This window comes from Leekyejoonella antrihumi, assembly GCF_007845645.1.
Lineage (GTDB): Bacteria > Actinomycetota > Actinomycetes > Actinomycetales > Dermatophilaceae > Leekyejoonella > Leekyejoonella antrihumi.
Genome location: NZ_VCQV01000003.1, coordinates 141,012 through 153,177 on the forward strand (window position 1 = coordinate 141,012; position 12,166 = coordinate 153,177).

Below are 12,166 nucleotides of genomic sequence, written 5' to 3' on the forward strand. Positions count from 1 at the left end.
ATTTCCCGGAAGAAATAACCGTCGCGCAACTCCCTACATGAGAGAGGGCCCTCAGATCGCCGTAGGGCGTGTTCACGGCTTTTCGACGTAGACGACGGCTCCGGTCGTGGTGACACAGGTCAGGTAGCCGCCCTGAGTGCAGGTCAGCGTGTAGTTCTGCTTGGTCTCCGGACTGTAGACGCCCGTCAAGGTCGCCGTGCCATTTTTGAAGGCTGCAGCTCCCGCGGCTGCAGCGACGCTGGCACCGAACTCGCACGAGGTCTTGGGCCCCACGGCGTATGCCGTGCTGTGGCAGTCGCTGCTCCCCTGCGGCAGTGGCGCCGCCGAGTTGCTGGGTGAAGACGGCGACGAAGAACTCGGCGCGGAGGAGCCGCTCGAGCCGCCGGACCGCGGTGAGGCCGAGCCACTGGCCGTCGGCAGCGGCGAGTGGTTTGCCTGGACCGGCGCCTTGCTGCCGTTTCCCAGCGCGAAGTAGACGACCACCGCGACGACGATCAGGGATGCCGCGATCACCAGCAACGGTAGCGCGGCACCACCACGGCGGCGGGGCTGCTCCGGCGTCTGACCCCCGGTCCAGCCGGGGGCGAACTGCTGACCGATTGGGGCCTGCCGCGGGCTCACCGGTGCCGGCGGCGGGGTCGTCCCGCGCCACTCGTGGGTCGCCTCATCCGGTCCCCCGGGCGGTGGACCGGTCGGCACGGGCCTGGTCTCGTCAGGATCACGCTGCGGCCGCTTGCTGAAGAAGTGGTCGAAGGTGTCGTCGAAATCCGGGCCCTTGGGGCCCGATCCACCATCGTCAGGTGCGTTCACGTGGGTTCACTCTCGCCTGTGGAAATCACCCGATCCACGGTACGCGGTGCTCCTGAAGCAAACCAATCGGCGCCGCGAGCCCGCCAAACCGGCGAATCGAGTGAGCTTGCGAGCGAAGACTTCGTGAGGTGATTTTCCCGGGGTCCCCGCGAAGTACTGAGTGAGCTTGCGAGCGAAGACTTCGTGGGGTGGCTTCGTGGGGTGATTTTCCCGGGGTCCCCGCGAAGTACTGAGTGAGCTTGGGAGCGAAGACTTCGTGGGGTGGCTTCGTGGGGTGATTTTCCCGGGGTCCCCGCGAAGTACTGAGTGAGCTTGCGAGCGAAGACTTCGTGGGGTGACTTCGTGGGGTGGCTCATCCGTAGGTGTCGCGCGGACCGCGGCCGCCGGACACCTTGCGGAAGCCCCGAGACCAGGACGGACCGTTCGGTCCGGTGATCCGCAGATCGGCGACGACATCCGGGCCCACCGCCTCCTCCATCCGACCCAGCAGGGTCGAGCTGAGCAGCCGCAGCTGGGTCGCCCATGCCGTCGAGTCGGCGCGCACCACCAGCACGCCCTCCTCGAAGCTGGTCGGCGCACTGTGCGCGGCCACATCCGGCCCGACGATCTCCGGCCACCGGCCCATCACCGAGCCGGCCGCGACATCGACCTTCCAGCCGCGGTCTACCAGTATTCGGTCCAACTGGTCACCGACGGCCGCGGGATCCCGGCCGTCCTGGCGCGCCCGGCCGGTGCCCAGATCCGCGGCCTTGGGTAGCCGCCTACCCGGTGCGCCGGGTCGAAACCCCTTCTCCTGTGCGGCCAGTCGCGCCCGGGCCAGCGCAGCCCGGGCGGCTGCGAGGTCGTCCGCGCCGCCGTCGGACGGAGGCGTTTCGTCGCTCATGCCGGCTTCTCGATCATCGGGGGTGCACCGCGCCCTTGACGACCTCGAAGGTGGCCCCGGTCAGCTGCGCTGGCACGTCCGCACCGACGGCCGCGGTGATCAGCACCTGCTCGGCATCGCCGATCATCTCCGCCAGCCGCTCGCGGCGGCCGGCGTCCAACTCGGCGAAGACGTCATCGAGGATCAGCACCGGGTCGGTGTCCAGGTCATGCCGCAACAGCGTGAACGCGGCAAGCTTCAGACCGAGCGCGAACGACCACGACTCGCCGTGACTGGCATATCCCTTCGCCGGCAACGCACCGAGCCGCAGCTCGAGGTCGTCGCGGTGGGGTCCGACCAGGGTGAGACCACGATCCACTTCCGCGGCTTGCTGCCGCGCGAACGACTCGTGCATCGCCGACTCGATCTCCTCGACCTGGGGCACCTCACCGCAGGCGATGGTCTGTGCCAGGTCGCCGTGCAGCGAGCTGCGGTAGGTGGTGCGGGCATCCGAGGCACCGCCACTGACCTCCTCGTAGGCCGTGGCCAGGTAGGGCTGCAGGTCCTGCATGAGTCGCAGCCTCGCATAGATGAGATTGGCACCGACCTGCGCGAGATGCGTATCCCAGACCGGCAAGGACTCGAGCACCGCGGCCCGATTCGGTGCCCCGCGGGCCGACTTGAGCAACGCGTTGCGCTGCTTGAGGATCTTGTCGTAGTCCCCGCGAGCGCCGGCCCAGCGTGGCTGCCTGGCCACCAACAGCTCATCCAGGAACCTGCGGCGGCCGGCGGGGTCCGCCTTCACGAGCGCAAGATCCTCGGGCGCAAACATCACCGTGCGCACCGCGCCGAGCAGCTCGCGCGGCCGACCCAGCGGCGCCTTGCCCAGCCGCCCCCTATTGGCACGGCCGGGGTTGATCTCCAGCTCGAGCCGCTGCTCCCGCTCGGCCCGCATCACCGCGGCTCGCACGATCGCCTGTTCTGCGCCGGCCCGCACCAGTGGTGCGTCCTGGGCCACCCGATGGGAGCCCAGGGTGGCCAGATAGTAGGCCGCTTCGACCAGGTTGGTCTTGCCCTGACCGTTGCGTCCGACGAAGGTGGTGATTCCCGGTGCCAGGGGCACCTCGGCAGACTCGTAGGACCTGAAGTCCGCGAGAGTCAGGTGGCGCAGGTGCACCCGCCGAGTCTAGGTCCAAGCTCCGCCGCGCCGATCATGCAAGCACCCAAACCTCCGCCGAGAGGCATACCTACGCACCGAGAGGTCCACTTATTTCCCATGCCGCTCGACGGGTTTGTATGCCTGTCGGCGGGTGATGCGGCTCAGTGGTCGGTGACGACGCCTTTGTCACCCTTCTTGGTGACGGCGTGACCACCGAACTGACCCCGCAGTGCCGCCACCGCCTGCATCGCGGGGGAGTCCTCCTGCCGCGAGGCGAACCGCGCGAACAGCGAGGCCGAAATCACCGGCATCGGCACCGAGTAGTCGATGGCCTCCTGCACGGTCCAGCGGCCCTCACCGGAGTCGTTGACGAATCCGCTGATCTGCTCCAGGTCCTTGTCCTCCTCCAGCGCCTTCACCATGAGATCCAGCAGCCAGGAGCGGACCACGGTGCCGCGGGTCCACGCCTTGAAGGAGCCGTGCACGTCCTTGACGATCTCCTTGGCCTCGAGCAGCTCGAACCCCTCGGCGTAGGCCTGCATCAGGCCGTACTCGATGCCGTTGTGCACCATCTTCACGTAGTGACCCGCGCCGACGTCTCCGGCGTGCACCCACCCCTCGTCGCGGGGGCCATCCGGGCGCAGCGCGTCAAAGATCGGCAGGACGCGCTGCACGTCGTCCTCGCTGCCACCGCACATCAAGCCGTAGCCGTTGTCCTTGCCCCAGACGCCGCCGGAGACTCCGCAGTCGACGAAGGCAATGCCCTTGTCCTTCAGCTCCTCGGCGTGGCGCAGGTCGTCGGTGTACTTGCTGTTGCCGCCGTCGACGATCAGGTCGCCCGCACTGAGCAGCCCACCCAGCTCGGTCATGACCGAGTCCGTGATCTTACCGGCCGGCACCATCACCCACACAGCTCGCGGTGCGTCCAGGCGCGCCACGAGCTCGGGGAGGTCCTTGACGTCACTCACCTCGGGGTTGGTGTCAAAGCCGACCACCTCATGCCCGGCGGCCGTGATGCGGTCACGCATGTTCCCGCCCATCTTGCCCAGGCCGATCAATCCGAGTTGCATACCTGCTCCTTCGACGCTTGGTGAGGTGCTGCTTCCAGCTCGACGCTACTGCGACCTGCTTCGATCCGCTGACTTGCCGCGAATCGGTCAGCTGGCGAACCGAACCGGCATGAGGACGTAACGGTAGGACTCATCGGACTCGCCGTCCGCGGTGGCCTGACCGGAGAGCACAGCCGGCCGGCTCGGCTGGGTGAATGCCAGTCGTGCATAGTCCGTCCCGATCGCACCGAGCCCGTCGAGGAGAAACTGCGGGTTGAAGGCGATCTCCAGCTCGGGTCCGCTCAAGGTCGCCTCGACGGCCTCACTGGCCTGAGCGTCATCGCCCTGACCTGCCTCGATGGCCACCTGCCCCTCACTGAACCGCAGCCGCACCGGGGTGTTGCGCTCGGCCACGAGCGCGACCCGCTTGACCGCTTCCGTCAGATCGGAGGTCTTAATGACCGAGATGGTGTCGACGCTGCTCGGAAAGATCGAGGTGACCTTCGGGTAGTCGCCGTCCAGCAGCCTGGTGGTGGTCCGACGCTGTCCCGCCTCGAATCCGACCAGTCCCTCGCCGCCCGCGGCATTGCCAAGTGCGACCTCCACCGAGCCGGCGGCCCCGAGCGCCTTCGCAGTCTCCGAGAGAGTGCGAGCGGGGATCAGCGCGACATGCGCGGCATCGGCGGCCGCAGGGTTCCAGGTCAGCTCGCGCAACGCCAATCGGTAGCGGTCGGTCGCCAGCAGGCTCAGTTTGTCCCCATCGATTTCGACCCGCACCCCGGTCAGGATCGGCAGGGTGTCACCGCGGTCCGCCGCGATGGCGACCTGCGACACGGCCTTCGTGAAGGCTTCTCCGCTCACGGTACCGGTCGGTTCGGGCGAGGTCGGCAGCGTCGGGTAGTCGGTGGTGGGCATCTGCTGCAGCGAGAAACGACTGGACCCGCAGACGACCTGGACCTTCGTACCGTCCGCGGCCAGCTCGACGGGTTTGCCCGAGGGCAGCGACCGTGAGATATCGGCCAGCAGCCGGCCGTGGACCAGGACGGTGCCGGGTTCGTCTACCTGAGCGTCGATGCTGACCTTGGCGGAGACTTCGTAGTCGAAGGCGCTGAGGGTCAGACCCTCGGGCGTGGCATCGAGCAGCACCCCGGCCAGGACAGGCACCGGCGGACGCGGAGACAGGCCGCGGACGGCCCACGTGACGGCCTCGGCCAAGACATCGCGATCCACCTGGAGCTTCACTAGCAAACCGTCCTTGCTGGTCTCTGCCGGCGGAACCGGCGTCCTGATTCCCCCACGAAGTCTGCGCTTGCGCTCAGCACATCATGGCCCCGAGGTTCTTCGGGAACGCGTGGCTACCGAAAACTGGTGACCCACGCGCGTCGACCCTAGCCCGGCGGCCATGGGCGCGCCAAGTGTCGGCAGTGTGGTCCACGATACGTCCGGGCAGCTTGTGGTTTGTCCCCAGTGGTCGGGACGAGAAGAACTAGGTCGAAATGGTTCGTAGTGGTAGTAGCACCTGTGGATTCTGTGGAAAACGGCCTGCTGCCGCGCCAGCACCGCCAACTGGGCTGTGGATGGGCTGGGGGTGCAGGGTGTGGATAACACCGGTGCCTGTGGATGACGGCCGGCCGTGCACACCCTGTCCACCGTCAGCCCGCACAAACTGTCGCGCTGTGCACAGTTCTGCGGGTCGACCGCACAGGGCTTGTGGAGAGTTCGTGGCCGCTCCGGATGGGGTCGGCCGGGGCGTTATGCACAGGGCGGATGTCCTGGAGTATCACCGAATGCGCGATTGCCCGGCCCGGCCTGGCCGGTCGAGGGCATGGTTATCCACAGAATCTGGGGATAAAGGTGTGGATGTTGCCGGTGGAGGAGTTATTTCGTGGCGCGGCGAATCTGCGTCGTCAGCTCGCTGATCTGGTCATACAGGTCGCGCCGGTCCGGCATCAGCCCACGAATCTTGCGCTCGGAGTGCATGACGGTCGTGTGGTCTCGGCCGCCGAACTTCTGGCCGATCTTCGGCAAGGACAGATCCGTCAGCTCGCGGCACAGATACATCGCGATCTGGCGCGCATTGACCAGGGTCCGAGAGCGAGACGGACCGCACAGCTCATCGATGGTCACATCGAAGTAGGACGCGGTTTTTTCCATGATCGTCGAGGCGGTGATCTGGCCGACGCTCGCGCCCGGCATCAGGTCGCGCAGCACGTGGGCGGTCAGATCCGTGGTGACCTGCTGGTTGGACACCGAGGCGTAGGCCGTGACGCGGATGAGCGCACCCTCGAGCTCGCGGATGTTGCTGGGCACCTTGCTCGCGATCATCTCGAGCACATCATCCGGGGTGCGCATCTTCTCGGCCGTGGCCTTCTTGCGCAGGATCGCGATGCGGGTCTCCAGGTCCGGCGGTGTCACGTCGGTGGTCAGGCCCCACTCGAAGCGTGAGCGCATCCGATCCTCCAGCCCGCTCAGCATCTTCGGCGGCTGGTCGCTGGTCAGGACGATCTGCTTCTCGCTGTTGTGCAGCGCGTTGAAGGTGTGGAAGAACTCCTCCTGCGTGCCGTCCTTCCCCTGGAGGAACTGCACGTCGTCGATCAGCAGCACGTCGACGTTGTCGCGATAGCGCTTCTGGAAGCTGCCTGCGGTGTCGTCACGGATGGAGTTGATGAAGTCGTTGGTGAACTCCTCGGAGTTCACGTACCGCACCCGCATGTGTGGGTAGTAGCTGCGCACGTAGTTGCCGATCGCGTGCAGCAGGTGGGTCTTGCCCAGACCGGAGTCGCCATAGACGAACAGCGGGTTGTAGGAACGAGCCGGTGTCTCGGCAACGGCCTGGGCGGCGGCGCAGGCGAAGCGGTTGCCGGCGCCGATCACGAAGGTGTCGAAGCTGTACTTCGGGTTGAGTCGAGCGTTTTCGGCGGAGGCAACGGTGCTTGCCGAGAGTCCCGGCTCGTGCTGTGCCGTCCGCGCAGCGGTCGTCACCTCGGTGCGCATCTCGAGCTGGCCGATGGTGTCGGAGTCCTGCGGGATGGCGAGATTCTCCTGCGGCTCGGTCAGCTCGACACCGCCGTCGACCGTTCCTCGCAGGGACGGGTCGACGGTCACGGCGAGTCGCACCTCGTGGCTCAGTTGGGTGCCGAGCGCCGAGCAGACCGGCTCGTGCAGGGAGGTCTCGACGAAGTCCTTGGTGTGGTCGAAGGGGACCGCGACCAGAGCGGTGTCGCCGATCACCCCCACCAGACGGGCGAGTCGCAGGTAGGCGCGGTCTCGCGCCGGGATGCCCGAGTCTTCCAGCGATAGGAGGGTCGCGTGCCAGACGTGCACAAGATCTACTTCGGCATCGCTCACCGCGACGTGCTCCTCACTGCCCTGATCCACCCCAGTGGCTGATTATCCGAACCGGTCCATCAGCCATGGTAAGCGCACTCATCCACAGTCTTATCCACAGACTGTGTATAGGCGGGGGCTCCGGACTCGGAATCCCCGACGCTAACAACTCGGTGGACCAGTCGGCAACAGCAGGGGGCGAAAAGTTTCACCGGTTCGGCGTGTCGTGTCCAGGACCGAGTACCGGATCGGACATCATGGGGTGTTTCGCCCGACGTCGGACGGGACGGGCCACGCTCGGCACCGAGAGCGGGCGGGCGTCTTCCGCTCAGTTTGACCCGCCTCTGCCTCGCCCGTATCGTTGACAACGCCTCTTGAGTCGATGATGTATGCCGATTTGCGTTCTGCGAGTGGCACCGCCCATGGTGTCTGGTCGGCAAGAACGTCCGCCAAGGGCCTTGAGACCCTGCACACCGGGCAACTGCCTGGACTTCTTTGACGGAGACTGACGTGAGCAAGCGCACCTTCCAGCCGAACAATCGACGTCGTGCCAAGACGCACGGCTTCCGCCTTCGGATGCGGACCCGTGCGGGCCGCGCCGTCCTCGCCGGGCGGCGCCGCAAGGGTCGCGCCCGCCTGTCGGCCTGATCCAGGCTCGGCCGGATCGAGCCTGACGTGCTCGCGGCAGCCCATCGCCTGCGCCATGGCGCCGAGTTCACCTCGGTGCTACGTGGACGCCGGTCGAAACGGGCCGGGAGCCGTCTGCTCGTGGTGTACGCCGCGGCCCCAAAGATCACGCCGAGCGACGCGGACCCGGCCAGGGTCGGCTTCATCGTGTCGAAGGCCGTGGGCAATGCGGTCGTCCGCAACCGCACCAAACGGCGGCTTCGCCACCTGGTCAGCGCTCGGCTGTCTACGCTCGACGCCGGCACCGACCTGGTCGTGCGGGCGAACCCGGCCGCGGCGGGATGCGACTCGGCGACCCTCGGGGTCGACCTCGACCGGTTGCTCGTGCGGACCGTGGGCCATGCCGGGCAGCGAGGTGCGCAATGAGCCACCTGCTGGCCAAGCCACTCATCTGGCTGGTGCGCGCCTACCAGATCCTGGTCTCGCCCCTGTTTCCGCCGAGCTGCCGGTTCACCCCGTGCTGCTCGAGCTACGCGATCACCGCGTTGAGACGGTTCGGTGTGATGAAGGGCACCTGGCTGACCCTGCGGCGGCTGGCGCGATGTCACCCGTGGAACCCGGGCGGTGTTGACCACGTTCCTCAGGCGGGTCCAGCGCACACCCGCCGTCCCTTCTCTCACCGACGCATAAGGACACCATGATCGACAAGATCCTCTTCCCACTCGAGTGGTTCGTCGCAGTGGTGATGGTGGGGTTCCACAAGTTCTTCACGCTTCTTGGGATGGCGCCGACGGGCGGCTTGAGCTGGGTCCTGTCGATTGCCGGGCTGGTGATCGTGCTGCGAATTCTGCTGGTGCCGCTGTTCGTCAAGCAGATCAAGTCGTCGCGTCGGATGCAGCTGATCCAGCCCGAGATCCAGAAGATCCAGAAGAAGTACAAGGGCAAGAAGGACGCCGAGTCGCGTCAGAAGATGACCGAAGAGCAGATGGAGCTCTACAAGCGGACGGGCACCAACCCGTTCAGCTCCTGCATGCCGATCATTTTGCAGGCACCGTTCTTCTACGCCCTCTTCCGCGTCCTGGAGCACCTGAAGGACTTCGCACACACCTCAAGTCCACAGAACTGGAAGAGCCCGATCGGGCCACTGACTCAGGCCGTCGCGCGGCAGGCGGACAGCTCGACCCTCTTCCACGCCGAGCTGTCGTCATCCTTCCTCGGATCGCACAACCTGTCGGTGAAGATCCTGTCGATGGGCCTGATCGTCATCATGGCCGTGACGGTCTTCGTCAACCAGCAGCAGCTCATGCGCAAGAACATGCCCGCCTCCGCGCTGGACAACCCGTTTGCCAAGCAGCAGAAGTACATCATGTACGCGATGCCGCTGTTCTTCTTCATCTCGGGCATCAACTTCCCCATCGGTGTGCTGATCTATTGGGTGGTGACCAACGTCTGGTCCTTCGCGCAGCAGTACTACGTCATCCGCCGGATGCCCGCACCCGGCTCGCCCGCCGAGAAGGAGATGGAGCAGCGCCGCCGGGCCAAGGGCAAGTCGATCAACAAGGTGACCATCCCCGGGCTGCACAAGAGCGAGGACGACGAGGACGAGGACGACTCCACCGGCGTGGATCTGACCAAGTCCAAGGAAACGGCATCGGCGGGTCGGCCCGGTACGTCGACGTCGTCCGGCACCCAGGCCGGTAAGACCGGCGGCGGCCAACGTGTCCAGCCGAAGCGAAACAACAAGCGGCGCAAGCGCTAACCCACTGACTTCGTCCCACCGCACGCATCTGGAGCTTTGATGACTGACAGCACGACGACGACCGACGACACGACGACGGACAGCGACGACACGATCGCCGACAGCACAGAGAAGGCGGCCGCCAAGACCAGTGGACGGCTGGATCGGGAGGGTGAGGTGGCAGCGGACTTTCTGGAGACGTTGCTCGACATCGCCGATCTGGACGGTGACATCGACGTCGATGTCGATGGCGACCGGGCCGCGGTGTCGATCGTCGACTCCGAGGAGGGTCGGGTGCCACGTCGCCTGGTCGGCGACGACGGCAAGGTGCTGGAGGCGCTGCAGGAGCTCACCCGTCTCGCTGTGCAGGCGGAGACCGGGGACCGCAGCCGGCTGATGCTGGACATCGCCGGGCACCGCGCGCAGCGGAAGGCGGAACTGGTGGCCGAGGCGCAGACCGTCATCGAGCGTGTCAAGCAGAGCGGCGAGCGTGCCGGCCTGGACCCGATGACCGCCTTCGAGCGCAAGGTAGTTCATGACGCCGTCTTGGCGGCGGGCCTGTCCTCCGAGTCGGAGGGCAGTGAGCCGCATCGGTACGTCGTGGTCCTGCCCGCCGGCTGACACGTTTCACGTGGAACCTGGTGACGAGCAGGGCGCCGAACCACCGCTGGAGCTGATTCGTCCGGCGGTGGTGGACGACGTGTTCGGAGTAGAGGTCACGCTGGCCGATCGTTACGTGCACCATCTCGCCGACACCGGGGTGAGCCACGGTCTGATTGGTCCCCGTGAGCGGCCGCGGCTGTGGGAGCGGCACGTCCTGAACTGTGCAGCCGTCGCCGAACTCATTCCTGCGGGGTCGCGGGTGGCCGATGTCGGGTCCGGTGCCGGCCTGCCCGGTGTGGTCCTGGCCATCGCCCGTCCAGACCTGCAGGTCACTCTCATCGAGCCGTTGCTGCGACGCGTTGGCTGGCTGACTGAGGTGCTCGATGACCTGGCACTGCCGAACGTCGAGCTTCGACGAGCCAGGGCCGAGCAACTCTGGGACGAGATCGAGGTGGATGTGGTCACCTCACGGGCGGTCGCGCGCCTAGAGGAGCTGGCGCGGTTGTCACTGCCGCTGCTGCGAGCGGGCGGCACGATGCTTGCTCTCAAGGGTTCGTCCGCGGTGGAGGAGCTGAGCGCCGCTCAGAGCGCACTGGTGCAGCTCGGTATTCGCGAGAGCGAGGTGGTCTGCTGTGGCGGCGAGCTGCTCGAGCATGCGACCATTGTCACCCGCCTCGTCCTAGGGGGACGCGCGCAGCGTCTCGGCTCGGACCGCACCACCAAGAAGAAGTCCAGTGGACGTGCTGCGCGCCGCCACCGCGGGACTCAGCCCAATCGTCGGTAGTCAAGGAGCTCATCGTGCCGTCAGCGCAGGACAGCAGCGCTCAGAATCGGCCCACGGGTTGGTGGGGTGACCTACCGGACGGCCGCCGCGCGGAGCCATTCGTGGCGGGGACACCCGCCGCCGGCGGCGCCGATGGGCGGCGGGAGCCGATCGGCTGGGTCCCGGTGAGCGGCGCCCCGGTGACCACTGTCGAGGCGACCGCCCCGCTGCTGGTGAACAGCGGCGCCGCACTGCGGGTGCCGGACGATGTTTCACGGGAAACCAGGTCCGAGGTCACCCCGGTCGACGCCGGCTCGGCGACGACGTTCGCGGTCCCGGAGCTGACGAGTCCGAGGCCCGAGACGCCCAAGATCGCCGTGCGACGCCGCCCGGTGGCCGGGCCGCCCATTGCGCCACCGGCGCAGACCCGGATCCTGACGGTGGCGAACCAGAAGGGCGGCGTCGGTAAGACGACGACCACGGTCAACATCGCCGCGGCCCTGGCGCAAGGCGGACTGCGGGTGCTGGTCATCGACATCGACCCGCAGGGCAATGCCAGCACGGCCCTGGACATCGACCACCATCCGGAGGTGCCGAGCATCTACGACGTGGTGGTCGACGGTGATCCGTTGGCCTCGGTCTTGCAGGAGTGTCCGCAGGTGCCCGGCCTGTGGTGCGCGCCGGCCACCATCGACCTCGCCGGTGCGGAGATCGAGCTGGTGTCGCTGGTGGCCCGCGAGATGCGGCTGAAGAACGCGCTGGAGGCACACCTTGCCGGCCTGTCGGCCACCGAGCGATTCGACTACGTCCTGATCGACTGCCCGCCGAGTCTCGGCCTGTTGACCGTCAACGCGTTTGTCGCGGCATCGGAGGTGTTCATCCCGATCCAGTGCGAGTACTACGCACTGGAGGGGCTGACGCAGCTGCTGAAGAACATCGAGCTGATCCGCGTGCACCTGAACCAACGGTTGCATGTGTCGACCATCCTCATGACGATGTATGACGCCCGGACCCGGCTGTCCGCACAGGTTGCCGACGAGGTACGGGCGCACTTTTCGGCCGAGGTGCTCAAGACGGCCGTTCCGCGGTCGGTCCGCATCTCGGAGGCCCCCAGCCATGGCCAGACCGTCATGACCTACGACCCGGCATCCAGCGGCGCGTTGTCCTACTACGATGCCGCGGTGGAACTGGCAGCCGGGCGCTCGGTCGGCGACCACTCCTAGTAGTC

13 protein-coding genes are annotated in these 12,166 nt (G+C 66.8%); 7 read left to right on the forward strand and 6 right to left on the reverse strand.

Translation table 11 applies throughout. From position 1 onward, the window contains the following. Nucleotides 1-72: 72 nt before the first annotated feature. The 6 genes from FGL98_RS03260 to dnaA form a co-directional block, all read right to left on the reverse strand. Nucleotides 73-810: a DotU family type IV/VI secretion system protein gene (locus tag FGL98_RS03260; RefSeq protein WP_146315225.1), complete on the reverse strand. Its 738-nt coding sequence runs from the start codon at nucleotides 808-810 to the stop codon at nucleotides 73-75. Nucleotides 811-1,162: 352 nt separating this feature from the next. Then, nucleotides 1,163-1,693: a DciA family protein gene (locus FGL98_RS03265; protein ID WP_146315226.1), complete on the reverse strand. Its 531-nt coding sequence runs from the start codon at nucleotides 1,691-1,693 to the stop codon at nucleotides 1,163-1,165. A 13-nt stretch (nucleotides 1,694-1,706) separates the two neighbouring features. After that, entirely contained in the window at nucleotides 1,707-2,849 is a 1,143-nt protein-coding gene (recF, locus tag FGL98_RS03270; RefSeq protein ID WP_146315227.1) for a DNA replication/repair protein RecF, read from the reverse strand. Between the two features lie 143 nt (nucleotides 2,850-2,992). Beyond that, nucleotides 2,993-3,901, reverse strand: a complete 909-nt coding sequence (gene gnd / locus FGL98_RS03275; protein ID WP_146315228.1) for a phosphogluconate dehydrogenase (NAD(+)-dependent, decarboxylating) — start codon at nucleotides 3,899-3,901, stop codon at nucleotides 2,993-2,995. A gap of 87 nt (nucleotides 3,902-3,988) precedes the next feature. Then, a complete protein-coding gene (dnaN, locus tag FGL98_RS03280; protein ID WP_146315229.1) occupies nucleotides 3,989-5,122 on the reverse strand; it encodes a DNA polymerase III subunit beta in 1,134 nt (377 codons plus the stop codon). Nucleotides 5,123-5,758: 636 nt separating this feature from the next. Then, a complete protein-coding gene (gene dnaA, locus FGL98_RS03285) occupies nucleotides 5,759-7,228 on the reverse strand; it encodes a chromosomal replication initiator protein DnaA (protein WP_246136349.1) in 1,470 nt (489 codons plus the stop codon). A 489-nt stretch (nucleotides 7,229-7,717) separates the two neighbouring features. On the opposite strand from dnaA, the gene rpmH reads away from it, so the two are divergent. From rpmH to FGL98_RS03320, 7 genes are all read left to right on the forward strand, one after another. Continuing rightward, nucleotides 7,718-7,855, forward strand: a complete 138-nt coding sequence (rpmH, locus tag FGL98_RS03290) for a 50S ribosomal protein L34 (RefSeq protein ID WP_146315230.1) — start codon at nucleotides 7,718-7,720, stop codon at nucleotides 7,853-7,855. Nucleotides 7,856-7,882: 27 nt separating this feature from the next. Then, nucleotides 7,883-8,260 carry a ribonuclease P protein component gene (gene rnpA, locus FGL98_RS03295; protein ID WP_146315231.1) on the forward strand — a complete coding sequence of 126 codons (378 nt, stop codon included), beginning with the start codon at nucleotides 7,883-7,885 and terminating at the stop codon, nucleotides 8,258-8,260. Next, on the forward strand, nucleotides 8,257-8,535 hold the full coding sequence (yidD, locus tag FGL98_RS03300) for a membrane protein insertion efficiency factor YidD (RefSeq protein ID WP_146315232.1): 279 nt from the start codon (nucleotides 8,257-8,259) through the stop codon (nucleotides 8,533-8,535). The genes rnpA and yidD overlap by 4 nt, the downstream gene beginning before the upstream one ends. After that, nucleotides 8,532-9,593, forward strand: coding sequence for a membrane protein insertase YidC (gene yidC / locus FGL98_RS03305; protein WP_146315233.1), 1,062 nt, complete (start codon nucleotides 8,532-8,534; stop codon nucleotides 9,591-9,593). Before yidD ends, yidC begins: the two co-directional genes overlap by 4 nt. Before the next feature lie 39 nt (nucleotides 9,594-9,632). After that, entirely contained in the window at nucleotides 9,633-10,193 is a 561-nt protein-coding gene (locus tag FGL98_RS03310; RefSeq protein WP_146315234.1) for a Jag family protein, read from the forward strand. Between the two features lie 10 nt (nucleotides 10,194-10,203). Beyond that, on the forward strand, nucleotides 10,204-10,959 hold the full coding sequence (rsmG, locus tag FGL98_RS03315) for a 16S rRNA (guanine(527)-N(7))-methyltransferase RsmG (protein ID WP_342779936.1): 756 nt from the start codon (nucleotides 10,204-10,206) through the stop codon (nucleotides 10,957-10,959). A 179-nt stretch (nucleotides 10,960-11,138) separates the two neighbouring features. Then, nucleotides 11,139-12,161, forward strand: a complete 1,023-nt coding sequence (locus FGL98_RS03320; RefSeq protein WP_425460975.1) for a ParA family protein — start codon at nucleotides 11,139-11,141, stop codon at nucleotides 12,159-12,161. Nucleotides 12,162-12,166: the final 5 nt, after the last annotated feature.

Bases quoted from the DNA above. Each gene is read 5' to 3' on its own strand.
- FGL98_RS03265 (WP_146315226.1), bottom strand. From the start codon at position 1,693: ATGAGCGACGAAACGCCTCCGTCCGACGGCGGCGCGGACGACCTCGCA.
- gnd (WP_146315228.1), bottom strand. From the start codon at position 3,901: ATGCAACTCGGATTGATCGGCCTGGGCAAGATGGGCGGGAACATGCGT.
- yidD (WP_146315232.1), top strand. From the start codon at position 8,257: ATGAGCCACCTGCTGGCCAAGCCACTCATCTGGCTGGTGCGCGCCTAC.
- yidC (WP_146315233.1), top strand. From the start codon at position 8,532: ATGATCGACAAGATCCTCTTCCCACTCGAGTGGTTCGTCGCAGTGGTG.
- FGL98_RS03310 (WP_146315234.1), top strand. From the start codon at position 9,633: ATGACTGACAGCACGACGACGACCGACGACACGACGACGGACAGCGAC.